The organism is Gleimia coleocanis DSM 15436, from assembly GCF_000159015.1.
GTDB lineage: Bacteria > Actinomycetota > Actinomycetes > Actinomycetales > Actinomycetaceae > Gleimia > Gleimia coleocanis.
Genome location: NZ_DS999541.1, coordinates 111,929 through 136,046, shown reverse-complemented (window position 1 = coordinate 136,046; position 24,118 = coordinate 111,929). Strand labels below are relative to the sequence as shown.

Genomic DNA, 24,118 nt, shown 5'->3' with positions numbered 1-24,118 from the left:
TTTTGGATTACAACTTTTTCGCTTATGAACCACACCACAAGTGTCGTTATTTAACGATTGAGGGTTTACAAGCGCCTACACACTCATAAACCCTCAAACATTAAAAATCTCAGTCAACTACGCGAATAACTGCCAAGTTACGTCGCCCCTTACGAATCAAAATCGTGCCATCAGCCAAACGATCCGCTGCAGTCAATGGCGCATCCACGTCTTCAACCTTTACGTTATTCAAATACGCACCGCCAGACTCCGCAGTTCGACGAGCAGCCCCACGCCCCTTTTCCAATCCAGCTGCTACCAAGGCATCCACAATAGTTGCTTCACCCAAGGTAATTTCACCGGATGGCAAGTGGTCCGTAGCAGAAGCCAGTGTAGCTGCATCCACCGCACGCAAGTCACCGGATCCCCAAAGGGCTTCAGTAGCAGCCAAAACCTGAGCAAGCTTTTCGCCACCATGTACCAGCTCGGTAACAGAAGCTGCCAGAGCTTTCTGTGCTTCACGGCGGAATGGTTCTTCAGCAACAGCCTTTTCTAAACGCTCAATTTCAGCACGTTCCAAGAAAGTGAATACCTTTAGGAAACGAACCACGTCCGCATCATCAACATTTAACCAGAACTGGTAGAAAGCATATGGGGAAAGTAAATCTTCAGACAACCAAATAGCGCCACCTTCAGACTTACCAAACTTGGTACCATCTGCCTTCGTAATCAGCGGAGTGGTCATCACGTGCACGTCCGCACCCTCAGTACGGTGAATCAAGTCCAGGCCACCAATCAGGTTACCCCACTGGTCATCACCACCGGTTTCTAAAGTGCAACCGTAACGACGGTACAACTGCAAGAAGTCATTCGCCTGCAGAATCTGGTACGAAAACTCCGTGTAGGAAATCCCCTCTTCAGAAGCTAAACGACGAGAAACCGCTTCCTTCTTCAACATGGTGCCCATACGGAAGTACTTACCTAGGTCACGCAACAAGTCAATAGCAGACAGTTCAGAAGTCCAGTCCAAATTATTGACCATTACCGCCGCATTTTCGCCCTCGAAAGAAAGGAAGCGAGAAATCTGCGCACGCAGCTTCTCTACCCAGCCCTCAACCACTTCACGTGGCTGCAGGGTACGCTCACCAGACATACGTGGGTCACCAATCAGACCGGTTGCACCACCCACCAAAGCAAGTGGACGGTGACCAGCATTCTGCAAGTGACGCATCAAAATCAACTGCACTAAGTGACCGTGATGCAAAGAAGGCGCCGTTGGGTCATAGCCGCAATAGAAAGTCACCGGTCCGTTAGACAGAGCCTCACGAAGTTTCGTAAGGTCGGTGTGCTGGCGAATCAATCCACGCCACTGCAGTTCTTCGATAATGTCGCTCACTGCGGTTCCTTCCTATCGCGTAACAAAAAATAAAATAGCGATGCAATCACTGCACCGCTATCTAGTTTCCCTCAAAAAGGAAAAATAAGCTAACTCTGGGTAAAAATGTCCGAAAACTACTTACCGAATGAAAGGAGCTTATCTGCAAATTCCTGAGCTGTCTCAGCAGACGTACAAATCACCAAGATAGTGTCATCGCCAGCCACGCAACCAACCACAGATTCGTATCGTGCAGCGTCAATTGCTGAAGCTAGAAAGTTGGCTGCTCCCGCCGGAGTACGCAACACAAGCAGATTCTGTGCAGGCGCTACCCCCACCAAAAGTTCCTCAGCCCAACGTTTTAGCTTTTGCTCCCCTGCTTCTTCGCGGAACATATCGTTATTCACGTGAGTAGCCAAAGCGTAAATCTGGCGACCAGACGCGTCCCGAACTTTAGTTGCGCGCACCTCAATCAAGTCACGAGATAAGGTCGCCTGGGCAACAGAAATCCCACGTTTCTCGAGGGCGTCTTGCAACTCTGGCTGAGAAGAAATAATCTCAGTCGAAAGAATCTCTTCAATAATTGCGTGGCGACGTGATTTACTCACCCCGCCACGCGAACTATCAGCAACAGTTAAAGTCATAGAGACTTAGCATCCTCTGCAACTTTACGAGCCCAATCTTTAATCTCAGCCCAGTCACGGAAATCGCCTTCAATGGCACCACCCAAACGAGCCTGAGAACGTTCTCGCCAGGATAGTTCCTGAGCCTTCAATGCACCCGCAAAAGTACGATGATCACGGCACTTCAAACGCAACAAGACTGGCCCCACCCGAACTGGATCCTGGGCGGAAGACTTTGGTACGCCTGAAAGACCAACAGAGAACGCCCAAACTGGTTTCTGTACCAGTACGGATTCAAACTTATGGGTAAAGTTACGCATATCGCCGATCCACTGAGTAGTGTAAACAGCTGACCCCATAACCAGACCATCGTATTCGTCTACGGAGGTCACCGTAGATACCTCACGCAGGTCAACTTCGTGACCATTTGCCACTAACTCTTCTGCAATCGCCTGTGCTACCTCGGTGGTTGAACCGTGGCGAGATGCCCATGTAACTAGAAACTTCATATAACTATAGTGCCTCATAATTTGGGTTTCCCTCACCTCGAAAGTCCCAAATAGTTAAATCAAGGTGAGGGAAACCGGGAGTTTAAACAAAATTAACCGCGTAACTTTGCAGAGAACTTCTTTTCCAATAAAGCCATGATTTCACTACGAACACGCGCAGTTTCATCAGCAGCCAGAGTGCGGTCAGCGGCACGCATACGCAGAGCGAATGCCAATGAACGCTTACCCTCATCAATCTGTGAACCAACGTATTCGTCGAAGAGTGCGATCTGTTCCAGCAGTTCCCCGCCAGCAGCCTTAATCTCAGCCAACAGTGCTGCTACTGGAATGGAATCATCAACTACAACTGCAATATCTTCCTTAACCACTGGGTAAGTAGAGACTGGCTGCACCTGAATAGGATTCTTTGGAGCAAGCTTCAACAGGGCTTCCAAATCAAGTTCCATAGCTACTGAACGAGCGGGCAGACCGTAGGTCTTAACTACGCGTGGGTGCAGTTCCCCGGCACGACCGACTTCAACGATGCGTTTACCGTCTCGGACGAATAGAACTGCCGCACGTCCTGGATGCCATGGAGCTGCATCCGCTGGAGTTGCTACTGGCTTTGGAACACCAGCTTCTGCACTCTCACGATAAAGGGCAGCTACTTCAAGTTTCACGCCTACAGCAGCGGCAACCGCATGCGCTCCTTCTAAAACGTCAGCCCAGTCGAAGACGCGCTTACCAACTCGCACGTTATTTGCAACTGCGCTACCGCCCAGTACCATACCCAGGTGCCAAGGCTGCTTTGGAGTGCCACGGTGCAGTTCACCGATTTCCTTTGGATGTGGACGCTGTGCTGCAGATGGAATCCCAGCTGGCTTCACACCCTGTGGCAAAGTCACCATACCAAGTTCGAATACGCGAATGGATTCAGCCCCGCGCGCCGCATTACGCTGTGCGATATCTAGTAGAGAATCCAAAACTGAAGTGCGTAGGAATGGCTGGGATTCAACCAGCGGGTTACGCAAACGAACAGCCTGACGGCGCACATCATTTTCTGGAATCTGGCAACGGTCCCAAGCATCTCCTACGAATGGGTAGGAAAGAACTTCTACGAAACCACAATCAGCAAGGGTCTGTGCGATAGCGCGGCGAGACGCTAAACGGTCTGGCAGACCGGATCCGGCTGGCGCAGTTGGCAACACTGGGATGATATTGTCGTAGCCATCCAGGCGAGCAACTTCTTCAACCAAGTCGCAAGCTTCAGTGATGTCTGGACGCCAGGTAGGTGCGGTTACCAACAGGTTTTCTCCCTGGGTTTCCACCTGGCAACCGATGGTTTCAAGGATTTCTACTACGCGTTCTGCAGGGTACTCAACGCCAGTGAGACGAGCTGGTTCAGAAGCTGGCATGAGAATCTGGGTTTTTTCACCCACGTTATTCAAGTCAGAAACAGCGGAATCTACAGTGCCGCCACCATACTCGACTAGAATATCCACTACCTTCTGCGCGGCAACTGCTGGCAACAGTGGGTCCACACCACGTTCGAAACGTTTCGCTGCTTCGCTTGGAATACGGTGGCGACGGGCAGAACGAGCCACGGAAACGGAATCAAAGTGGGCTGCTTCAATCAGCACATCCTGGGTTTCTTCGGTAACTTCAGTGGTAGCTCCCCCCATAACCCCGGCGATACCGAGGACGCGAGAGCCAGTGCCGTTAGCGGAGTCAGTGATTACCAAGTCCTGTGGATCGAGGTTGCGTTCGACGTCATCGAGGGTGGTGAGTTTTTCATTCTCGAGGGCGCGACGTACCACGATTGGTGCAGTGACCTGGTTTAAGTCATATGCGTGTAGCGGTTGCCCCAGATCAAGCATTACATAGTTTGTCGCATCTACTGCCAGGGAGATGGAGCGCATTCCCATGGCTTCCAGTCGTTCCACCATCCACTTTGGGGTTGGTGCAGCTGGGTTAATCCCCCGAACAATACGGGTAACGAAGCGGTCACAACCCACGTTTCCACGGATTGGGGCTTGGTCGTCAACGATTACTTCAAAACCTGCTTCATTTGCTTCCGGAATTTCACCGGCATAGTTTTTAGCCAAACCTGGGTCAGTGAACTTCGCACCGGTAGAGTGGGAGTATTCACGAGCGATACCACGCATGCTGAAACAGTATCCGCGGTCTGGAGTAACGTTAATTTCCAGTAGTTCTTGCCCTAGACCCAGGAATTCAATCAAGTCTTCGCCAATTCCTGGTAGCTCATCTTCAGCAAATTTTTCATTCAAAACGATGATGCCGTTATGTTCATCTGAGAAACCGAGTTCGCGTTCCGAACAAATCATGCCGTCAGAGATATGCCCGTAGGTTTTGCGGGTAGCAATTTCGAAGTTACCCGGTAGAACGCCGCCTGGCAGGATAACAACGACTAGGTCACCTGGTTTGAAGTTGTGAGCACCGCAAATGATGGAACGTGATGGCAGGTCGGATGGTTCTTTACCCGTACCTGGAGCGTCATTGTGTACGCCGACATCTACGCGACAGTAGTTAATAGTCTTACCATTAGACTGTTTTTCTGGTTGCATAGTCAGTACTCGACCAACTACCAGCGGGCCCTTTACCTTAGCTGGGTGGATAGTTTCTTCTTCCAAACCAACTTTTACCAGGTCGGCTGCCAGCTGTTCAGGGTTGGTGCCTGGCAGTACCTCTACGTGATCTTTAAGCCATGAAATTGGTACGTTAGGCATTTCAGTTTCCCTTTCCGTGAGTACCGAACTGGAGGGAGAATCGTTGATCGCCCTCGACAATATCATGCATGTCTGCGATGGAATGACGAAGCATTAAAGTACGTTCAATACCCATGCCGAATGCGAAGCCAGAGTAAACTTCTGGGTCAATGCCACAGGCGCGCAGAACATTTGGGTTTACCATGCCACAGCCACCCCATTCGATCCAGCCTGCGCCACCCTTTTTCTGTGGGAACCAGAGGTCCATTTCTGCGGATGGCTCAGTGAATGGGAAGAAAGATGGGCGCAGACGAGTTTTCGCTTCAGGACCGAACATTGCTTTAGCGAAGTGGTCCAGTACGCCCTTCAGATGTGCCATGGTGAGTCCCTTGTCAACTGCCAGACCTTCAACCTGGTGGAAAACTGGGGTGTGAGTGGCGTCGAGTTCATCAGAGCGGAATACTTTACCAGGGCAAGCTACGTAAATAGGAACGTCACGCTGCAACATGGTACGAGCCTGCACTGGTGAAGTGTGGGTACGCATCACCAAGTGTCCGTCCTCTGGGTTTTCGCCTCCGACTGAGGTGCCGTCCACGTAGAAAGTATCCTGCATCTGACGAGCTGGGTGATCAATGTCAAAGTTCAGAGCATCAAAATTGAACCACTCGTGTTCCATTTCAGGGCCCTCTGCAATATCCCAGCCCATAGAGACGAAGAAATCTGCGATATCATCCATCAGAGTCTGCAGTGGGTGACGTGCACCGTCGAGTTTACGATTTACTGGTGCGGTCACATCCACAGTTTCTTCTGCCAGTACGCGCGCTTCATCTTCTGCTTCGAGGATTTCTTGACGTTGACTCAGAGCTTCCTGAATTGCTGCACGCGCAGCACTGAGAGCTTTACCAGCGGCAGCGCGATCACTGCCCGGAAGGCGTCCAATTGCCTTTGATGCCAGGGCAACAGCGGAAACGTCACCAAAGTGTTGGCGACGAATCTCTTGAAATTCTTTCAGGGTCTTGGTTCCCAGGATTGCTTCCAACGCGTGGGTGACAATCATTTGCATCTGGGCTTCATCCAGTGGATTAACTTCCAACTGTTCGTTTACTTCAGACATACTTGCTCATCCTTAACGGTGACATTTTCACCTTCTAAGATAGCGCGATTTTGCTGATAAATGGGAATCAAAGCTCGTTTTATTCCCATTCCTGTGCTGAATACTACGATTCCCTATTTGAAATAGGAAAACTCTGCTTAAAGGACCATAATTAGGGTTATGACTACTGCATCTACTACTCCAGAGTTCAAAGAACCTAAAACTTGGCGTGTGCATCACCTTATGCAAGCTAAGCAGGCGGGTCGTAAGCTGACCATGTTGACGGCCTACGACGCTTTAACTGCTCGCATTTTAGAAGCTGGCGGTGTTGATTTACTGCTCGTAGGTGATTCTTACGGCAACGTCATGCTTGGTTTCGACGGTACTTTAGAAGTTTCTTTAGAGCATATGCAGGTAGCTACCCGTGCGGTTGCGCACGCGGTTTCCAAACCGCTGGTGGTAGCTGACCTGCCTTTCGGCTCTTATGAGGCTTCTCCGCAACAGGCTTTTACTAGCGCTGCTTCTCTGATGAAGCAGGGGGCGAACGCAGTTAAACTTGAGGGCGGTCAAGCTCGTGTTGACGCAGTACGACTGCTTACATCCTCTGGTATTCCAGTTGTCGGCCATTTGGGATTCACCCCGCAGTCTGAAAACACTCTGGGGGGTCCTCGTATGCAGGGTCGCGGCGCAGCCGCGCAACAGGTAATCGATGATGCTTTAGCTTTGCAAGAATCTGGAGTTTGCGCCCTCGTATTAGAATTGGTCCCCGCTCCCCTAGCAACGGAAATTACCAAGCTGCTCCGTATCCCAGTAATCGGCATTGGAGCTGGTCCGGAAACTGATGGCCAGGTACTAGTCTGGTCTGATATGGCTGGTATGACTGATTGGGCACCGAGCTTCGTAAAGAAGTTCGCGGAACTGGGGCCCGCTTTACGCCAGGCAACTGAAGATTACTGTAACGCTGTGAAAGAAGGTTCTTTCCCAGCTGAAAATAACTACCGAATGGAATAAGCATGAGTTCTTTAACTGAGTTAGCCCGTCGCGCGCCACTGGGTGACACTAAGCCAGGTGTAGTTTCAGCCAAACGCGCTGTTCCAGCAAGCATTGAACGCCCAGAATATCTTTTCCACGATGGCCCAGAAGTAGTTACCGCATCTGATATTAAGTCTGCGGAAACCATTGAAAAGATTCGGCGGGCAGGTAAGATTGCGGCACAGGCTATGCATGCCGCTGGTAAGGCAGTAAAACCTGGGGTTACTACTGATGAGTTGGATGCGATTGTGCACGACTACATCATTTCTCACGGCGCTTATCCTTCATGCCTGGACTACATGGGTTTCCCTAAGTCCTGCTGCACTTCAGTTAATGAAGTAATCTGCCACGGCATCCCTGATTCTCGTCCTTTAGAAGAAGGCGATATCGTCAATATTGACGTAACCGCCTATATTGACGGTGTCCACGGAGATACCTGCGCAATGTTCTATGTAGGTGAAGTTGATGAAGAATCTCGTCTGCTATGTGAACGCACTGAAGAAGCTATGTTACGCGGTCTGAAGGCGATTCGCCCTGGACGCGAAATAAACGTGATTGGTCGCGTGATTGAAAAGTATGCGAAGCGTTTCGACTACGGTGTGGTCCGTGATTACACCGGTCACGGTGTGGGTGAAGCATTCCACTCTGGTCTGATTATCCCTCACTACGATGCTGCTCCGGCGCATAGCACTTTGATGGAAGTAGGCATGGTTTTCACTGTGGAACCAATGCTGACTTTAGGTGCGCACACCTGGCAGCAGTGGGATGATGATTGGACTGTAGTGACTTCTGACCGTTCACGCACCGCCCAGTTTGAGCATACGGTGGTGGTAACCGAGGATGGTTTCGAAATCCTAACTTTGCCTTAATACTCTCTTAGGTGCCTGGTTTGCATGAATCAGGCACCTATTTGAGTTAAACTTTTGGAAAATCAGATTATTCGCAAAGGAGCATAAAAATGTCTGAAGTTAAAGTAGCTTTCGGTATTGATATCGGCGGTTCTGGTGTTAAGGGCGCGCTGGTAGATTTAGAGACCGGCCTATACATTGGTGAATCCGGTTACCGTGCTACCCCACAGCCTGCTACTCCGGAAGCTGTAGCTTTGGCTTGTAAGGAACTGCTGGAGGAACTGCAGGTTGGCCCAGAAGTTCCAGTGGGTATTACTTTCCCCGCTCCGGTTGTCCACAGCGTGATTCCTTTTATCGCTAATTTGGATCAGTCTTGGGCTGGTAAGAATGTTTCTGACTTGATGCATGAGACCTTGGGTCGTCCCGTTATTGCGTTAAATGATGCTGACGCTGCTGGTTTAGCTGAAGCTGTTTATGGTGCAGCCAAGGGTGTTCCTGGTGCTGTAATCGTAACTACTTTGGGTACAGGCATTGGTGCTGCTTTGATTTTGGATGGCAAACTCTGGCCAAATGCTGAGCTGGGTCACTTGGAGATTGACGGTCATGATGCTGAAACTCAGGCGTCTGCCGGTCAGAAGACTAAGCATGGTTGGTCTTATGAAGAGTGGATTCCTCGTTTGCAGCGCTACTACTCTCACTTGGAAATGCTTTTCTGCCCAGATGTTTTGATTGTGGGTGGTGGCGTCAGTGAGAACCATGAGCTGTTCTTGCCTCATTTGAAGCTGAATGCTCCGATTCTTCCAGCTGCTTTACGTAATACGGCCGGGATTGTGGGTGCGGCTTTATTCGCTGCTCAGAATTCTTAATTTCCCGAGGGCGGCAGGCTTAAGGTCTTTAGTTAATGTGAAAGCGATTAGTTCATGAGGATTCTTAAAGCGCATAGTACGAGTATCATCATTGGTGCTTTAGCAACTTTGCTCTATGCGTTTGTGTACATCATCAGAGAAGCAATCGCTTTTGATTTAGATGAGCCTGTCGCCTCGGGTTTTGATTTTAATCTGGCTGTTTTCAGTGCTACTCCGATTGCCCTGCTTCTACTGATTTGTGGAGGGGTACTGCGTTTTACGCAGGCGAAGCGACCAGTTGAAGCTCCTCGATTGGTTGGTCCGGTTAGTTTCTTCCTAATGGCTTTAGCTACTGGCGTTGCCCATTATTTCATTTATCAGGTGGTAGGTATTTCTAGCTGGCAGGTTTTAACAGGTGCATTGACGGCTGCTTGGATTCCGCTTTCAGCGACTGCCGTATCAGCCTTAATCAGTGACTTATTCTTCGCTAAAAGTATATCTAACTAGGTTTTTGGATATCGTTTTATGAATATTCGCGCAGTTCAAAAGTTCTTTTTCTACCTGCTGATTGGGGCTTCTTTTACCACTGTTTTAAGTGGTTTATCCGCATGGTTTTCGGCAGGTGATTTTGGGGCAGGTACTGCTAAATACCCGTCCCTCTACGGTTTTTCTTACGTTATTTTCGTTACCACACTGCCAACCCTCTTAGTAGCATTAAGCGGATTCTTGGGAACGAAGAATCTTAATCCGGGGGCTTTATCTAACCGAGCAGCAAATCTGCGTGCTACTGCTGTTCTAGCAGTTTTTACAGTAGTTTTCTTAAGTGTTGGATCTGCACTGTTACATCTCAATAGCGGTGTGAACGGCTTAGATTTTATTATCGCTACCGCTGCCCCATACCTTATGGCAACCTTCTTCGGTTGTTTTAGCCTGGTACTTCCTGACCCAACTATGTTAGAAACACCAGCTGAAAACGAACCTGAACTGGCTCAAGAAGCTGGCTCTGAGGATTAGAAAGTTTTAGTGGGAAGAGGCCACCTATAAGCCGGATTCTGTTCCAAGGAGCGTTACCGCTTCCTTTTCGATGGCCATCTATCTAGCTGGCATGTTGCCATGCCAGTCAAGCAACCTACCCGCATACTTTAGACGGACAGCCCAGTATGCTACTTGGTTTTGCTCCCGATGGGGTTTACCTAGCTAACGCAGTCACCTGCGTTACTGGTGGTCTCTTACACCACCGTTTCACCCTTACTTTCGACATTTTCCTGCGAAAGCGGTCTATTCTCTGTGGCACTAGCCCGCGGGTCGCCCCGGGTGGCCGTTAGCCACCATCGTGTCCTGTGGAGTCCGGACGTTCCTCCCCTGAAATTTCAGCGGCGACCATCCAGTGGCCTCTTCCCTAGTACCCCATTCTAGCGGACAGGCAGGGAAGCTGTCGCTTCGCTATACTGCAACTATGCTAGTACTACTTCCACCTTCAGAAGGTAAAACTTCCCCAGAAGCAGCATCCACCACTTTAAAGCTGGCGGAGATTGCCCCATTTAAAACTCAGCTGGCTGCTGCGCGAGAAGACGTATTAAACGCCCTCGAGAAAATCTCCGCCCAGCCAGACGCCCTGGAGGTCCTGGGCGTTGGTCCCCGTCTGAGCGCGGAAATAGAAGCAAACACGCACCTACGCAACGCCCCCACAGCACCAGCCTATGAAATCTACTCTGGGGTCCTTTTTGAAAATGGAGAAATCGCTAAACGCGGCGAAATCTACCAGCCCCAGCTGAACTTCCAAGTCCTCGTGCAATCCGCACTCTTCGGATTAGTGGATTTACAAACGCGAATCCCCGCTTACCGCCTCTCGATGGACACTAAACTTGGTGAACTAGGTGCGCTAGCAACCTTTTGGAAGAAACAACTCACTCCGCTGTTAACCGATCTAAGCGACCATGAAATCATCGTCGATTGTCGTTCTGGAAGTTATATTAAAGCTTGGCCGGCATTGCAGACTAAAGCCACCACCCATCAGTTACTGCGTGTAAATGTCGTCCGCGAGCGCAATGGGAAACGCTCTGTAGTCTCCCATAATGCAAAGAAGTTCCGAGGTATGTTGGCAGGTGCGCTGATTGAAGCAAATGCTGAAGGTACACTTTCTGACTCACTGGAGTCTGTATTGCAGGTTGCCCAATCGTTAATTGGTAAAGATGACGTTATTGGGGTGGAAACCAGCGTACAAAAAAACTACACGGAACTTATTATCGTTACCGTGTAGTTTCTGAGTTTGATTCTGTTAAAAATCAGTCAGCAAGTTTTACAATCAGACATTCCATGTCTTCAGAGTAGTAAACTTCATCCTCCGCCAGAGTATTGATTTGATGCCACTCATATTCAGACAATGCATTTACCATGCCTACCAGCTGACGTCCTTTAGCAGCCACAACGCCTAAGCCGGAACGCTTCTGGCAGTATTCATATTCTTCCAGTAGTTCAGCGTCCATATCAGCAACTAGGTTTGCACGACGTGCCTGCTTCTCAGATAGTTCAACGTCAACTTCCCCCATAGCAGCCTTGTATTCAGCGCGAGCTTTTTCAGCATCCGCTGCTAAACCAGCTACCTGAGCTTTCACCGCGTCCATATCCGCGCTAGAAGTTTCCAAGCGTTCCATTACTTCCATCAGCTGGGCTTCAACTTTTTCACGGCGAGTAGCCATCTGGTTAAGCTCATGCTGGATTGCTACAAGATCTTTTGCGGAGCCTTCACCATTAGCCAGACGCTGCCCCATAACTTCCTGGCGGGCTTGGATACGTGCGATGTCGTTTTCAATAACTGCCTGTTCGCGTTTAATATCAGCATGCTTTGAGGAAACCCCCGCGGCAGCACGTTCCAGGTCGCTTTTACGTCCTGCCAGTTCAGATAAGGCTAGGAATGCTGGGTGCTTTTTGCGTGAAGCAGTTAGCTGGGCGATTCGCGTATCCAGTTCCTGTACTTCAAGCAGGGCCTGTTGCTGTGCTTTTGATGCGCGCATAAAGTCTTCCTCAGTAGTATCAAATTTGCCGATTGTGTTTTTAGTTTAACCTACGGTTGGCAGGTGCTGTGTCCACGGCTCGGTAACAGTGGCAGAAATATCGATTTCGAGTTCCACTCCATTTTCGAGGGCGGCTTGTTCCAGGTCATGTGCTAAAGCTGGAAGCCAGAGCCATTCTGTTGCCCAGTGGGAACCACTGATTAAAGCAGTTTCGGTGGACATCAGGTGGTCTTGAGCTGGGTGGTGGCGCAAATCTGCGGTTACGTACACGTCTGCTCCCAGGTTGGCTACCGTATCCAGGAAAGAATCTCCGGAGCCACCTGAAACTGCAACAGTTTCCACCGGCATGGAGAGGTCTTTACCTTCTGGAACCCCCACGAAGATTCCATGTGGTCCGGCCGGTAGCGCTGCCGCGACAGTTTTAGCGAAGTCTTCTAAGCTAACGGGCTGGGAGAGTTTCCCAATCCGCCCTAGTCCCAGAGCATCTTCACTACCTGCTTGTGCCTCAAATGGTACGCCAGTAATGCCAACTGCTTTTGCTAATGCCCAGGCGACGCCGCGTGCTGCACTGTCAGCGTTGGTATGGGCGTTAAGTAGTGCCACGTCGTTTTTGATTAAATCGTGTACCATCCGCCCTTTATGAAATTCGCGGGAGAGAAAGTTTATACCACGTAAGAAAAGTGGGTGGTGGGTGATGAGCAGATCGTAGTTTTCCGCGATAGCTTGGGCAACTGTTGCTGGTACGGGGTCTACGGCAACGAGGATTCGCTTTACCTCTTGATGTGGGTCTCCCACAATTAACCCATTTTTGTCCCATGACTCTGCCAGTTCACGGGGGTAAAGTAGATTCATCTGGGCTTGGATGTCAGCAACTGTCCAAGCCTGTGGGCTAGTGGTATCCATTGGTTCGCTCATGTTTCCAAACTAACACGATTCCTCCTTTAACCACAGCACCTGAAATACATAAGATAGATGTATCTAAAATATGGAGGTCTTATGTCACGCCATCACGTGGTGATCATCGGTTCCGGATTCGGTGGTCTATTCGCAGCAAAAGCACTCAAAAAGGCAGACGTCGATGTAACTATCATCGCGCGTACCAGCCACCACCTATTCCAGCCGCTACTCTATCAAGTAGCAACCGGTATCCTCTCTGACTCTGAAATCGCCCCATCTACCCGCGAAATCCTCAAAAACCAGAGCAACGCTACCGTATTGCTCGGCCTGGTTGAAGATATCGACACTGAAAATAAAGTAGTTCACTGGCGTAACCACAACCGCGAAATGACCACCAACTATGATTCCCTAATCGTAGCTGCCGGTGCAGGTCAGTCCTACTTCGGCAACGACCAGTTCGCTACTTACGCTCCCGGTATGAAAACCATCGATGACGCGTTAGAACTGCGCGCACGTATCTTCGGAGCATTTGAACTAGCTGAACTGGAAACCAACCCAGCTGAAATTGAAAAGCTCCTCACTTTCGTAGTCGTTGGCGCTGGCCCAACCGGTGTGGAAATGGCTGGTCAGATTCGTGAACTAGCTTCCCACACGCTGCGTAAGGATTTCCGCAACTTCGATCCACGAAAGGCTCGTGTGATCTTAGTTGACGGCGCACCCCACCCGCTGCCACCATTTGGTCCTGAACTAGGCGAAGCTACCCGCAAGTCCTTGGAAAAACTCGATGTAGAGATGCTGATGGACACTATCGTTACCGATATTGATCCTGAGCAAGTAACCGTCAAGAACCTAAAAGATGGTTCCGAACAGGTTATTCCATCCGTCTGTAAGGTATGGGCTGCTGGCGTTCAGGGCTCCCCACTGGGCAAGATTGTTGCTGAAAAGACCGGTGCTGAACTGGACCGCGCTGGCCGAGTTGTTGTCAACCCAGATTTGACGGCAGGTAATGCGCAGGACGTTTTCATAGTCGGTGACCTAATGTTCGTCCCAGGTGTGCCAGGTGTAGCTCAGGGCGCAATTCAGTCCGCCCGTTTCGTAGCAGACATTATTAAGTCTCGCATTGCAGGTGTAGCTCCTAAGAAGGAAAAGTTTGAGTACTTCGATAAGGGCTCTATGGCTACTATTTCTAAGTTCCAAGCTGTAATGAAGATGGGTAAGTTTAAGGCTACCGGTTTCATCGCTTGGTTGGCTTGGTGTTTCCTACACTTGCTCTACATTGCAGGTTTCAAGGCACAGCTTTCTACCCTGCTCCGCTGGATGATTTCCTTCCTTTCCAATGGGCGCTCAGCGCGTACTACTACTAACCAGCAGATGGTTGGTCGCTTGGCGTTGGAACAGTTGGGTGCTGGTTCTTCCGGTAAGCTGCTGGTCAATGAAATGGAAGAAACCGCTGCTGAGGATACGGAAGCTAATCCTGCTTAATGAGGTTGAGTTTTGTACACTTAAAGCATGAGTAAAGCTTTACTGATTGTAGATGTACAAAATGACTTCACTGAAGGTGGTGCGCTTGCAGTTACCGGGGGCGACCTGGTGGCTGAGCGCATCACCTCTTTTTTATCCTCCCACAGCGGGGACTACGCGTTGATTGTGGGATCTCGCGATTGGCATAACGCAGATTCAGACAATGGTGGACACTTCGCTGGTGCTGGGTTTGCAGTGCCGCAACCCGATTTCGTAGATACTTGGCCAGTCCACTGTGTAGCTGAGACAGATGGTGCAGCTTACGATCCGTTGTTGGATACGTCTTTCATTGACGAGCATATTTTTAAGGGCATGGGAAAGCCCGCTTATTCCCTTTTCGAGGGCGTTACTGATAATGGCTCCACTGCAGTGCAACTACTGCAAGATGCCGGTATCACCGAAGTTGATGTAGTGGGTATTGCCACTGACTACTGTGTGTTAGCTTCTGCTTCAGATGCCTTAGAAGCTGGTTTCCAAGTCCGTGTGCTAGCCGATTTAACAGCTGGGGTGGCTGCTGATTCTTCCGCTGCCGCACTGTGTAAGCTACGTGAAGCAGGCGCAACCGTCGTCGCAGAATGAAACCTCTGTTTATCGGTAGGAAAACCTGGTTTTCCTACCGATAAACATTAAGACGCTTGGTCGATAGCTTCACGCATAATAATTTTTGCTGGAGCTCCCTCAGCTACCACATCAGAAGTAATAATCACCTTCGCAATCTGTGGCATTGAAGGAACTTCAAACATAATCGGAGCTAAAGTCTTTTCCAGAATCGAGTTAAGCGCACGCGCCCCCGTCTTCAATTCATTGGCTTTACGAGCAATCTCACGCAAAGCATCGCGCGTGAACTCTAACTCAACATCATCAAGTACAAACAGCTGCTGGTATTGACGAACTAAAGCATTTTTAGGCTCAGTCAACACCCGCACCAGGTCATCCTCATCCAAGTTCTTAACGGAAGTCACCACTGGCAAACGCCCAATAAATTCTGGAATCATCCCGAACTTATGCAAGTCTTCTGAAGTTACCTGAGAATAAAGGTCACCATATTCATGAGCAGATTTAAGTTCTGAACCAAAACCTAAAGTACGCTTACCTAAACGTGCTTTCACGATATCTTCGATACCCGCAAAAGCGCCGGCAGCAATAAAAAGAATCCCTGAAGTGTCGATTTCAATAAACTGCTGATGTGGGTGCTTGCGCCCACCTTGCGGAGGCACTGAAGCACGAGTACCTTCAATAATCTTCAGCAGGGCTTGCTGAACGCCCTCACCAGAAACGTCACGGGTAATCGACGCGTTCTCAGCTTTTCGGCCAATCTTATCAATTTCGTCAATGTAAATAATGCCGCGCTGCGCCTTCTCAATATCCCCATCCGCGTCCTGAATCAACTTCAGTAAGATATTCTCAACATCTTCGCCCACGTACCCTGCTTCAGTCAACGCAGTCGCATCTACGATAGAGAAAGGAACTTGCAGCAAGCGAGCCAAAGAACGCGCTAAATGGGTTTTGCCTGTACCCGTTGGTCCCAGCAGAAGAATATTAGACTTCGTTAGTTCCATTTCCACTGGATAACCTAAAATAGCTTCCGCGTTCAAACGCTTATAGTGATTGTAAACAGCTACAGAAAGCGCGCGCTTAGCATCCTCTTGACCAATCACGTACTGATTTAGGAAATCAAAGATTTCCTTTGGCTTTGGAAGCTCCCCAGTCTCTTCAGAGATCTTGCTTTTAATCTCATCTGCAATGAGTTCATTACACAAATCAACGCACTCGTTACAAATGTAGACGCCGGGCCCGCCAATAAGCTTCACAACCTGCTTCTGGTGTTTCCCACAGAAGGAACACTTCAGCTGTTCAGTTGCATCCTGGTAGCGTGTCACACAGACTCCTTCAGAAAAGCGGTAATAAAAATGCCCGACGTATCTACTTTAGAATACGCCGGGCAGTTGGGCGACTTAGGCTCGCTAAGGAAAGCTAGTCAGCTAGTCACCGTATAGAATCTTAAAAGCTCAGGCCTTACGTGAAGTCAGGACCTGGTCGATTAAACCGTATTCCAATGCCTGTTGAGCAGTCAGAATCTTGTCACGGTCAATATCGCGGCGTACCTGTTCGATTTCACGACCAGAGTGGTGCGCAATAGTTTCTTCCAACCAAGTGCGCATACGTTCCATTTCTTCGGCAACGATTTCAATATCAGATGCCTGCCCGCGCATACCTTCCATGGCTGGCTGGTGGATCATAACACGCGCATTTGGTAGTGCCAGACGACGGCCTGGTGCGCCACCGGCTAGAAGAACTGCCGCTGCGGAAGCAGCCTGTCCCAAGCAAACAGTCTGCACCTGAGGCTTAATGTACTGCATGGTGTCATAAATTGCTGTCATTGCAGTAAACGAACCACCCGGGCTGTTGATGTACATGGTAATCATAGAGTCAGGGTCCTGGGATTCCAGTACCAGTAGCTGAGCCATGATGTCATCAGCGGAAGCGTCATCTACCTGCACACCCAAGAATACGATTCGGTCCTGGAAAAGCTTTGAGTATGGGTCCAGTCGCTTCACGCCATAAGAGGTGCGTTCTTCTACTTCTGGAAGTACGTAGCGGGCAGATGGCATTGCCCCAGGGTTGATTCCCATGTAGTTATGCATTTCTTTCCTCTCAACCTCAGTGGGAGCCGCTTACGGCATCTGCTTTAGTTACGATATGGTCAAAAAAGCCGTATTCTAATGCTTCCTGCGCGGTGTACCAGTGGTCACGGTCAGCGTCAGCGTGAATCTGTTCCACAGTCTTGCCAGTGCGCTCAGCGGTGATTTCTGCCAGTTCGCGTTTCATCTGCAAAATCAGGTCTGCGTTAATACGAATTTCTGTAGTGGTACCACCTACGCCACCAAGTGGCTGGTGCAGCAGAATCCGAGCGTGTGGAGTAGCATAGCGCTTCCCCTTAGCGCCTGCAGTGAGCAGGAACTGTCCCATAGAGGCGGCAATACCGGTTGCCACGGTAACTACGTCTGGCTTAATGAACTGCATAGTGTCATAGATTGCCATGCCAGCAGTTACGGAACCACCAGGGCTGTTGATGTAAAGGTAAATATCTTTATCTGGGTCTTCAGCAGCTAGCAGCAGCATCTGTGCACAAATCTGGTTTGCGTTTTCGTCGCGTACTTCGCCACCAAGCCAAATGATGCGTTCTTTCAGCAGTCGGTTAAATACTGCGTCTCCCAGTGGCATGCCGCGGTCCATGTCGCCGTGAGCCGAGGGAGTGTGATTTCCGAGGGCGTTCATTATTACTCTCCTACTTGTCTGTACTCTTCTACCCTCTAGGTTAGCGGGGTTAATAGCTGGTTTGCGCGTTATGTTGGACCGTGTTCACTATCAGCGCATTTACAGTACTAAACTTCAACTCACTTCACCGTTTTCTTACCAACGCATACGCTCTTTTATAGTTTCAATGGCCACTTTAGCTTCTTTCTCAGTTTGCATATCCGGAAGCGCTAACCACTGCAAACCTAAGGTAGCGGGATAAACTCCAATTAGTCTGCCGTCTTTTATGACGATAGGGCGAAACATGCCGTTGCCGGAAGGGCAGATGAGTTTTTCACCTGCTCGATCAGTTAAACAAGTTCGATTATGATAACCAACATGTAATTCATCGAATGCCGGCAAGAACATCAACTGTTTTGTGGCCTTTTCATTATCAGCCAAAATCTGTGACAGTTCTTCTCTTAAATAGAATAATTTCTGCGCCTCTTGTAGGCTCCTCGGAGCAACCGCAGGTCGTAGTTGCGAATTTTCTATGCTCGCTCTGATTAGTCCTGCTGTTTCAGATGCCTGTTCCATTGCTTTCCAAGCTACAGTTTTATTAATTCCCGCCCAACGAGCTAAATCTGCAACAGTTACGGGACCGTGACCCCAAATATAGCGCCTAGCAACCTCTGCTATTCCCTCTTTAGAGCCGGGCTGTTTTATTCTAAAACCTGATTCTTCGCTATCTGCTGCTGGCAGTTTAGTTGCGTCAATAAAATAATGCTGATTCTTTCCCAGAGGCCCTTCAGCCAAATCCCCATTGCAATCTAAAGCCCACACTAAAATGTTAGCGATCCGGCGAAATGGCACAGCCGAATTTTTCGACCAGCTTAGGTTAAGTTCCCAGGCTTTAAATAGCTCTTCACGGGTAATCGTTCCCCCGGCGTTAGCGATGGTACCGTGCGCAACTTCAGTCGCATCTTGCAGAATCTTTTCATCCACACCGTGTGTAGCCATTTGCCGCTGGTTATAGGGTGAGTGCGTGTGGTTTAAGGTCAGACGCATCCAATGGTAGTCTTTCGCGGTGGTTACGTGAACCGTGCCACGCATGGGGCGTGACCGTACCAGTTCTCGGCTCGCAAACGCGTCTGAAACATCTTTAATAGTGGTGTTTAAAGTGCGCATTAAAAGCGCATGCGGCAAGGCAGATACTTGCTGTCCTTGCACAGCTAAAAGATTACCTACTGCTTCTACAACATCTTTAGAATATGTGGTGGTAATAAGCCCCTGCGCACAAATTCGTAAAAGATTAATTTCTAAAGGTAGACTTTCCATCATCGTATTTTATTTTTTTGGGGGCTTCCCACGATTCCTCGTGGGAAGCCCCCAAAATATAAACCTATTTATTTATCAGGCTTCTTCGGTTTCTTCTGCTTCTTCAGCGGAAGGATCCTTGGTGTATTCGGACAGGTCAACGATTTCACCGTTGGTATCCTTTACAGTTACTTCTGCCAGGGTCAGGGCGATTGCCTTGGTGCGGGTCAGGTCCGCTGCCATTGCCTGAATCTGTTCCTGGTTCTGCAGCAGCTGCATTGGGTCAATGTTGTACATCTGTGCGGTCTGCATGATGAACTCGAACAGTTCCTGCTGAGTTACGCGTACTTCCTTATCAGCTGCCAGCTTTTCAGAGATTACGTGTGCTGCAATTTCCTTGGTGATATCTGCTGCAGCCTTGGTCTTTTCAGCCTTCTTAGCGTCTTCGCCTACGCGGTTAGCTACTTCAGCTTCAACTACGCCAGCTGGTACTTCAACGCCTGCCAGTTCAACGAGCTTTTCTACCAGCAGGTCGCGTGCCTGCAGAGCCTGTTCGTTCTTCTTGGTCTGCTGTGCCTGGGTCTTCAGGTCTTCACGCAGCTCTTCGATAGTGTCGAATTCGGATACCATCTGTGCGAAGTCGTCGTCAGCCTTTGGCAGTTCGCGTGCCTTCATAGCGGTAACCTTCAAGGTTACTTCTGCTTCCTGACCTTCGTATTCGCCGCCAGCCAAAACGGTGGTGAAGGTGGTTTCTTCGTCAGCCTTCATACCGGTCAGAGCCTTGTCCATACCGTCGAGCATGGACTTGGAGCCGATTTCGTAAGAGATGTCGGATACGGAATCAACTTCCTTGCCATCTACTACTGCAACCATGTCGAGGGTAGCGAAATCACCCTTCTTTGCCTTGCGCTTGATTGGCTTCAGGGATGCAAAGCGGGTCTGCAGTTCTTCCAGTTCCTTGTCAACGTCAGCATCGGTTACTTCCAGTGCGTCAACGGTCAGTTCCAGACCTTCAGTTGCTGGCAGTTCGAATGCTGGCACAACATCTACAGTTGCGGTGAATACCAGCTGGCCGGACAGTGGACCTTCAGTTGCTGGGATTTCAGTTACGTCAACTTCTGGCTGCCCCATTACGCGCAGGTCGTTTTCTGCTACTGCTTCAGAGTAGAAGCGTGGCAGCACGTTGTTTACTACCTGTTCCAGTACAACTACGCGACCGAAACGCTGGTCGATGATGCGTGCTGGCACCTTGCCACGGCGGAAGCCTGGGATGTTTACCTGGTTGGACAGTTCCTTGTATGCTGCGTCAATGTCCTTCTTCAGTTCTTCAACTGGAACCTCAACGGTGATCTTAACCTTAGTGGATTCTAGGTTTTCAACAGTGTTCTTCACTGGTTACTCTCCAAAGTCTAAATATGTGTGAACCGGGCACTATAAATAGTGCTATTACAACTTTTCTATATTACGATAAAAACCCTCAGTTTTGCGCGTCTGCTCACAAAAAGGTGAGAGGAATAATAGCCTGCGCCTTAGAGGGAACGCACCTTAAGCATTTTTCGACCTTCTTCTGTGAGCGCACTACCCAGGTTAGACGCCGCATACCGGCGTGCTTTTAACAATTCTTTCCGCCCCTCCCCTTGTCGGGTAAATAAGGCTTCACTTTTCAAACCTTGTTCCGCGAGGGCGGTTTTAAAAACCCCTACATTAGTTTTATTCACAGCAAATACAGTTGGCACGTTCTGCACTAAAAACAGCCTGTATAACAAGATTTTTTGCAACCAGGGGTTCTGGGCGGGAAGCAGAAGGTAGCGCGGATTCTTCACCGGAGCATAGAGTTCCGTCATCGCCTGCACAAAAATCTGGGTTTCACGGCCACTCGCGTTAAGCAAAGAGATTTCTTCCCCCAAGTGATCTCTCGAGGGCGTTACATGCAGCACTACGCCCTCGGAAGAAACTAATCCCAGGGACTGCAAAGCCCGCAAAACTGCCAAACCCTGCTTATGCAAACGCTTCTTCGGTTGCGTCCACTTCATAATCGCATTCGTTTGTAAAAGAAAATATGCCACTAGCGACGTAGCGCCAGCAAACCCCGCGATTACTAAACCACTCGTGGTTTCCAATATCTCCCCACGCAAACCACGAAAAATTAAGCTGCCAACCAGCAGAATCAACACCAGCAGAAAAGTCAATAAAAGCGGCCCCATAAACTTCACTTTCGCTGTACAGTTCACGTCCAAAACTGGTTTAATCTGCCCGCGATAAGCACCATCAACATACCCGGCTTGCAGGGCTTCCTCCCAAAGCACACGCACTGCACCTCTGTCCGCTGCCCGTCGGAACGTATCTTCATTCAACTTGGCAATCTGCTTAGTTTCTAAGGCGATTTCCGGCGCAAAACAGCGTTTCACACCTGCTTTAATCTCAGGTTCGGTAGCTGCCACGCCTACAAAAGTTTGAAAACGTTGCTGCAACTTATAGAAATCAAAAGAGGCTTCCAACGGGATCTTTTCGACGTTTCCATTAAGCATATGACCGGCATCAGCCGTGACTAAATGCCAAATATTTGCGACTTTCTGAGAGTCTGTTGGATCAATGCGGATAACTCGCCCGCGCATTTGATTCGTCAGCATTGTCGCTTTAATAGTTGATGCTAACACCAGACTATTAAGTTGTTGACAGTCCCAGCCCTCACCCAATAGCGCAGCCGTCCCAATCAGAATCTGTAGCTGCCCTGTGGCAAGAGCTTCTGTAACTTCCGCAACGAAACCACCCCCGGTGCGCATAAGGTAATTTTCGTCATCAGGTACAGGTTGCCAGGCAGTTTCCTCACTGATTTTCAGCGCCAAATGTTTAGGTAAAACCACAAGAGATCCAGTTAGTACCCCGATATTTAAATGCTTACGCAAGGGCTTTAAATGATTAAAAATCGGGGCTACCCCCAACTGCATTTCCTGCTGTCCTAATGCCTCTGCGCGAATGTAATCCACCAAAATCAACTGACGGAGATTTTTGCCCAGGTTTTTTGCTTCCTGCATGGCAATCGCGGCGATTGATTCTAGCTTTCCAGCAGAGTTTAAAAGCAGGTTACTAGTTTCAACCAAACTGGTGTCTAAGACTTTCCCGCGGTGCAACATTCCTTTCGATTTTGCGTATTCTTTGAGTTGCAGAGGCAGGTTTTCTCCAAACATCGTCGGGTGAGAGAGCATGAAGTTCCATGCGTTTACCCAGTTATTCGCATTCGCACGAGTAGCTTTCAACTGTGGTTGTAGAAGTTCATTTAAGCCCCTAATTACTTCAAGATTGCGGGGTTGCAGATTTAGAGTATGTAAGAAGTGTATGAATCCCAGGCAGTTTTCTTCATCATCTAAGGCTTCGTTGAAAAACTCATCCACCATCTGAGTTTCTAAGGGTTGGAATAGTTTTGCTTGCGCCAGTTCAATGACTAACTGCTTTTCTGCTTCTGTAGTGGGCTTAGTAAAAGCGTTTAGTAAAATCTTTTGTTTCTGGTTGAGTTGTTGCAGTTGTGCCAGTTCATTCTGGTTTGGCTCATTGATAACGATATAATCCTGGTGGGGGGCTAAGTCTTTTGCTTCAACGAGGTCTGGAATAGGAATTTCCACGTCGATTTCGCCGCAGATTTCAATGTAGCGCGCCCATTCTTTAACGTCTGCGTCATATGGTGGGGTGGCTGTAAGGGCGATGGTCACCAGTTCTGGGTGTTTTTGACGTAGTTCTTGAAGGAAGTCAACTAGCGCGTCTGACCAGCTGCGGCGCAGGTGATGGGCTTCGTCGAGGATAAGTACTTGCGTGGTTTCAAGTAGCGTATCTAGGTTTCTTTTACTGCGCTTTTCGCCGGTTTCTTCATCTACTTCGTTACGCATTGCGGCGTAGAGAGCCTGGTAGGTGAGGCAGGTCAGGTCCTGCGGGTTTTCAAGTTCTGTTGAGACGGTTGCTTTGGGAAGGAAATTTTCTGTTTGGCGACTAATCCATTGATCGCGAATGGCCAGGCTGGGAGCAAAAACCAGGACTTTTCCGGGCAGGTTACCGGCGATTTCTAGTCCGAGGATAGTTTTTCCGCTGCCGGGGGCGGCGACGATATGAATACGTTGGTCTTCCAAATGGCGTTTGATTTGTTCGAGGGCGGTCTGCTGGTATCCCCTGAGTGGTAACTGGAACTTCCATTTGGGCAGGTTAGTACGCATACCTAAATCTTAACAGTCCCGCATTTGAATGTGATTACCATCCTATCTTGTTTAGTTTTCTAACTGGGAAGTTGCACAGCTGTAGTTAAATGGGTATAGTCTTATTTGTTCACCACTTCGGTGGGTTGAACACTTGCGAGTGTAGCTCAATGGTAGAGCCTCTGCCTTCCAAGCAGATGGTGCGGGTTCGATTCCCGTCACTCGCTCCATTTATGAAAATAAATGAATATCGGGGTATGGCGCAGTTTGGTAGCGCGTCCGCTTTGGGAGCGGAAGGTCGTGGGTTCAAATCCCGCTACCCCGACAAGATAAGGTGGCTGTGAGAAATCACAGCCACCTTTCTTATATTTCCGACTCCCCTTACGCATCTTCCTCTGCGCGGGAACACGAGTTCGGACGCAGAGAAAACGCGGGAACACGAGTTCGGACGCAGTGAAAACGCGGGAACTCAAGTTCGGGCGCAAAAAGCAATTTTTCCCTTAAATATCAAGGTTTATCATCCAGATTTGCATTTCATTTCCGCACCTGGCAGAATAGTCTATGCACACGGGGTATGGCGCAGTTTGGTAGCGCGTCCGCTTTGGGAGCGGAAGGTCGTGGGTTCAAATCCCGCTACCCCGACGCACTGAGTGGCTGTGAGAAATCACAGCCACTTTTCTTTTACCTCAAGTTTGTAAACGAAAAGTAATTCTCGGGTTATACGACAAATTGTGTTGCTGGGGGCCGGGCTTTTCCTTGTTATTACTGGGGGAAGTTGGGTTTTTAGTTTGGTGTGGTGAACTATTAGGTTAGACATTTAGTGTTGCTAGAACAGTGACTTTTCGTTGTGTTTGCGGTTAAAAGTCGGTGTTTTAGTTTGTGGGTTTCATTCTAGGGGTATGAATATTCCTAAATGTCCTGCTTGTAGTAATCAAATGACCT

Annotated in this window: 21 protein-coding genes, 3 tRNA genes and 1 other RNA gene; 11 read left to right on the top strand and 14 right to left on the bottom strand. The window is 49.2% G+C overall.

Annotation, left to right across the window (positions count from 1 at the left end):
- Nucleotides 1–109: 109 nt before the first annotated feature.
- From tyrS to pheS, 5 genes are all read right to left on the bottom strand, one after another.
- Nucleotides 110–1,375, bottom strand: coding sequence for a tyrosine--tRNA ligase (gene tyrS, locus HMPREF0044_RS01900; RefSeq protein ID WP_006546407.1), 1,266 nt, complete (start codon nt 1,373–1,375; stop codon nt 110–112).
- A gap of 116 nt (nt 1,376–1,491) precedes the next feature.
- Nucleotides 1,492–1,998 carry an arginine repressor gene (gene argR, locus HMPREF0044_RS01895; RefSeq protein WP_006546406.1) on the bottom strand — a complete coding sequence of 169 codons (507 nt, stop codon included), beginning with the start codon at nt 1,996–1,998 and terminating at the stop codon, nt 1,492–1,494.
- Nucleotides 1,995–2,486: a flavodoxin domain-containing protein gene (locus HMPREF0044_RS01890; RefSeq protein ID WP_006546405.1), complete on the bottom strand. Its 492-nt coding sequence runs from the start codon at nt 2,484–2,486 to the stop codon at nt 1,995–1,997. Before HMPREF0044_RS01890 ends, argR begins: the two co-directional genes overlap by 4 nt.
- Nucleotides 2,487–2,578: 92 nt before the next feature.
- Entirely contained in the window at nt 2,579–5,212 is a 2,634-nt protein-coding gene (gene pheT, locus HMPREF0044_RS01885; protein WP_006546404.1) for a phenylalanine--tRNA ligase subunit beta, read from the bottom strand.
- Between the two features lies 1 nt (nt 5,213).
- The gene (pheS, locus tag HMPREF0044_RS01880) at nt 5,214–6,305 is read right to left on the bottom strand and encodes a phenylalanine--tRNA ligase subunit alpha (protein ID WP_006546403.1); all 1,092 of its coding nucleotides are present in this window, start codon (nt 6,303–6,305) and stop codon (nt 5,214–5,216) included.
- Between the two features lie 159 nt (nt 6,306–6,464).
- Between pheS and panB the strand changes: the two genes are divergently transcribed.
- From panB to HMPREF0044_RS01855, 5 genes are all read left to right on the top strand, one after another.
- Nucleotides 6,465–7,295 (top strand): 3-methyl-2-oxobutanoate hydroxymethyltransferase, encoded by an 831-nt coding sequence (panB, locus tag HMPREF0044_RS01875; protein WP_006546402.1) that lies wholly within the window; start codon nt 6,465–6,467, stop codon nt 7,293–7,295.
- A gap of 2 nt (nt 7,296–7,297) precedes the next feature.
- Nucleotides 7,298–8,185, top strand: a complete 888-nt coding sequence (gene map / locus HMPREF0044_RS01870) for a type I methionyl aminopeptidase (protein ID WP_006546401.1) — start codon at nt 7,298–7,300, stop codon at nt 8,183–8,185.
- 89 nt (nt 8,186–8,274) lie between these two features.
- Entirely contained in the window at nt 8,275–9,030 is a 756-nt protein-coding gene (gene ppgK, locus HMPREF0044_RS01865) for a polyphosphate--glucose phosphotransferase (protein WP_006546400.1), read from the top strand.
- A gap of 54 nt (nt 9,031–9,084) precedes the next feature.
- Entirely contained in the window at nt 9,085–9,516 is a 432-nt protein-coding gene (locus tag HMPREF0044_RS01860; protein ID WP_006546399.1) for a hypothetical protein, read from the top strand.
- 18 nt (nt 9,517–9,534) lie between these two features.
- On the top strand, nt 9,535–10,023 hold the full coding sequence (locus HMPREF0044_RS01855; protein ID WP_006546398.1) for a hypothetical protein: 489 nt from the start codon (nt 9,535–9,537) through the stop codon (nt 10,021–10,023).
- A gap of 11 nt (nt 10,024–10,034) precedes the next feature.
- Here the strand turns inward: HMPREF0044_RS01855 and rnpB are convergent.
- An RNA gene (gene rnpB / locus HMPREF0044_RS07800) (RNase P RNA component class A) lies at nt 10,035–10,405 on the bottom strand.
- A 60-nt stretch (nt 10,406–10,465) separates the two neighbouring features.
- Here rnpB and HMPREF0044_RS01850 point away from each other — a divergent pair.
- Nucleotides 10,466–11,269 (top strand): YaaA family protein, encoded by an 804-nt coding sequence (locus HMPREF0044_RS01850; RefSeq protein ID WP_006546397.1) that lies wholly within the window; start codon nt 10,466–10,468, stop codon nt 11,267–11,269.
- A gap of 25 nt (nt 11,270–11,294) precedes the next feature.
- Here the strand turns inward: HMPREF0044_RS01850 and HMPREF0044_RS01845 are convergent, their stop codons facing one another.
- Together HMPREF0044_RS01845 and HMPREF0044_RS01840 are read right to left on the bottom strand one after the other, a co-directional pair.
- Nucleotides 11,295–12,023 (bottom strand): zinc ribbon domain-containing protein, encoded by a 729-nt coding sequence (locus HMPREF0044_RS01845; protein WP_006546396.1) that lies wholly within the window; start codon nt 12,021–12,023, stop codon nt 11,295–11,297.
- 45 nt (nt 12,024–12,068) lie between these two features.
- The gene (locus HMPREF0044_RS01840; protein ID WP_006546395.1) at nt 12,069–12,938 is read right to left on the bottom strand and encodes a Nif3-like dinuclear metal center hexameric protein; all 870 of its coding nucleotides are present in this window, start codon (nt 12,936–12,938) and stop codon (nt 12,069–12,071) included.
- Nucleotides 12,939–13,019: 81 nt separating this feature from the next.
- Between HMPREF0044_RS01840 and HMPREF0044_RS01835 the strand changes: the two genes are divergently transcribed.
- Both HMPREF0044_RS01835 and HMPREF0044_RS01830 read left to right on the top strand, forming a co-directional pair.
- Nucleotides 13,020–14,402, top strand: coding sequence for an NAD(P)/FAD-dependent oxidoreductase (locus HMPREF0044_RS01835; protein ID WP_040312687.1), 1,383 nt, complete (start codon nt 13,020–13,022; stop codon nt 14,400–14,402).
- Nucleotides 14,403–14,429: 27 nt separating this feature from the next.
- A complete protein-coding gene (locus tag HMPREF0044_RS01830) occupies nt 14,430–15,020 on the top strand; it encodes an isochorismatase family protein (RefSeq protein ID WP_006546393.1) in 591 nt (196 codons plus the stop codon).
- Nucleotides 15,021–15,067: 47 nt separating this feature from the next.
- Here the strand turns inward: HMPREF0044_RS01830 and clpX are convergent, their stop codons facing one another.
- The 6 genes from clpX to HMPREF0044_RS01800 all read right to left on the bottom strand — a co-directional run bounded on the left by clpX (nt 15,068) and on the right by HMPREF0044_RS01800 (nt 23,197).
- The gene (gene clpX / locus HMPREF0044_RS01825) at nt 15,068–16,321 is read right to left on the bottom strand and encodes an ATP-dependent Clp protease ATP-binding subunit ClpX (protein WP_006546392.1); all 1,254 of its coding nucleotides are present in this window, start codon (nt 16,319–16,321) and stop codon (nt 15,068–15,070) included.
- A gap of 129 nt (nt 16,322–16,450) precedes the next feature.
- Nucleotides 16,451–17,086, bottom strand: a complete 636-nt coding sequence (locus HMPREF0044_RS01820; RefSeq protein ID WP_006546391.1) for an ATP-dependent Clp protease proteolytic subunit — start codon at nt 17,084–17,086, stop codon at nt 16,451–16,453.
- 16 nt (nt 17,087–17,102) lie between these two features.
- Nucleotides 17,103–17,720, bottom strand: coding sequence for an ATP-dependent Clp protease proteolytic subunit (locus HMPREF0044_RS01815; RefSeq protein ID WP_006546390.1), 618 nt, complete (start codon nt 17,718–17,720; stop codon nt 17,103–17,105).
- Between the two features lie 135 nt (nt 17,721–17,855).
- Nucleotides 17,856–19,019, bottom strand: a complete 1,164-nt coding sequence (locus HMPREF0044_RS01810; RefSeq protein WP_006546389.1) for a DNA glycosylase AlkZ-like family protein — start codon at nt 19,017–19,019, stop codon at nt 17,856–17,858.
- A gap of 72 nt (nt 19,020–19,091) precedes the next feature.
- Entirely contained in the window at nt 19,092–20,387 is a 1,296-nt protein-coding gene (gene tig, locus HMPREF0044_RS01805; RefSeq protein ID WP_006546388.1) for a trigger factor, read from the bottom strand.
- Nucleotides 20,388–20,524: 137 nt separating this feature from the next.
- Nucleotides 20,525–23,197 carry a DEAD/DEAH box helicase family protein gene (locus HMPREF0044_RS01800; protein WP_006546387.1) on the bottom strand — a complete coding sequence of 891 codons (2,673 nt, stop codon included), beginning with the start codon at nt 23,195–23,197 and terminating at the stop codon, nt 20,525–20,527.
- Between the two features lie 135 nt (nt 23,198–23,332).
- Between HMPREF0044_RS01800 and HMPREF0044_RS01795 the strand changes: the two genes are divergently transcribed.
- The 3 genes from HMPREF0044_RS01795 (at nt 23,333) to HMPREF0044_RS01785 (ending at nt 23,818) form a co-directional block, all read left to right on the top strand.
- A tRNA-Gly gene (locus HMPREF0044_RS01795) sits at nt 23,333–23,406 on the top strand.
- A gap of 21 nt (nt 23,407–23,427) precedes the next feature.
- Nucleotides 23,428–23,501, top strand: a tRNA-Pro gene (locus HMPREF0044_RS01790).
- Between the two features lie 243 nt (nt 23,502–23,744).
- Nucleotides 23,745–23,818: transfer RNA gene (locus tag HMPREF0044_RS01785), tRNA-Pro, on the top strand.
- Nucleotides 23,819–24,118: the final 300 nt, after the last annotated feature.

Excerpts from the sequence above, each read along its gene's own strand:
- HMPREF0044_RS01815 (WP_006546390.1), bottom strand. The coding sequence starts at position 17,720 with ATGAACGCCCTCGGAAATCACACTCCCTCGGCTCACGGCGACATGGAC.
- HMPREF0044_RS01845 (WP_006546396.1), bottom strand. The coding sequence starts at position 12,023 with ATGCGCGCATCAAAAGCACAGCAACAGGCCCTGCTTGAAGTACAGGAA.
- map (WP_006546401.1), top strand. The coding sequence starts at position 7,298 with ATGAGTTCTTTAACTGAGTTAGCCCGTCGCGCGCCACTGGGTGACACT.
- HMPREF0044_RS01850 (WP_006546397.1), top strand. The coding sequence starts at position 10,466 with ATGCTAGTACTACTTCCACCTTCAGAAGGTAAAACTTCCCCAGAAGCA.
- HMPREF0044_RS01840 (WP_006546395.1), bottom strand. The coding sequence starts at position 12,938 with ATGAGCGAACCAATGGATACCACTAGCCCACAGGCTTGGACAGTTGCT.
- HMPREF0044_RS01820 (WP_006546391.1), bottom strand. The coding sequence starts at position 17,086 with ATGCATAACTACATGGGAATCAACCCTGGGGCAATGCCATCTGCCCGC.
- ppgK (WP_006546400.1), top strand. The coding sequence starts at position 8,275 with ATGTCTGAAGTTAAAGTAGCTTTCGGTATTGATATCGGCGGTTCTGGT.
- panB (WP_006546402.1), top strand. The coding sequence starts at position 6,465 with ATGACTACTGCATCTACTACTCCAGAGTTCAAAGAACCTAAAACTTGG.
- HMPREF0044_RS01890 (WP_006546405.1), bottom strand. The coding sequence starts at position 2,486 with ATGAAGTTTCTAGTTACATGGGCATCTCGCCACGGTTCAACCACCGAG.
- HMPREF0044_RS01830 (WP_006546393.1), top strand. The coding sequence starts at position 14,430 with ATGAGTAAAGCTTTACTGATTGTAGATGTACAAAATGACTTCACTGAA.
- argR (WP_006546406.1), bottom strand. The coding sequence starts at position 1,998 with ATGACTTTAACTGTTGCTGATAGTTCGCGTGGCGGGGTGAGTAAATCA.
- pheT (WP_006546404.1), bottom strand. The coding sequence starts at position 5,212 with ATGCCTAACGTACCAATTTCATGGCTTAAAGATCACGTAGAGGTACTG.
- pheS (WP_006546403.1), bottom strand. The coding sequence starts at position 6,305 with ATGTCTGAAGTAAACGAACAGTTGGAAGTTAATCCACTGGATGAAGCC.
- HMPREF0044_RS01860 (WP_006546399.1), top strand. The coding sequence starts at position 9,085 with ATGAGGATTCTTAAAGCGCATAGTACGAGTATCATCATTGGTGCTTTA.
- HMPREF0044_RS01800 (WP_006546387.1), bottom strand. The coding sequence starts at position 23,197 with ATGCGTACTAACCTGCCCAAATGGAAGTTCCAGTTACCACTCAGGGGA.
- HMPREF0044_RS01855 (WP_006546398.1), top strand. The coding sequence starts at position 9,535 with ATGAATATTCGCGCAGTTCAAAAGTTCTTTTTCTACCTGCTGATTGGG.
- HMPREF0044_RS01835 (WP_040312687.1), top strand. The coding sequence starts at position 13,020 with ATGTCACGCCATCACGTGGTGATCATCGGTTCCGGATTCGGTGGTCTA.
- HMPREF0044_RS01810 (WP_006546389.1), bottom strand. The coding sequence starts at position 19,019 with ATGATGGAAAGTCTACCTTTAGAAATTAATCTTTTACGAATTTGTGCG.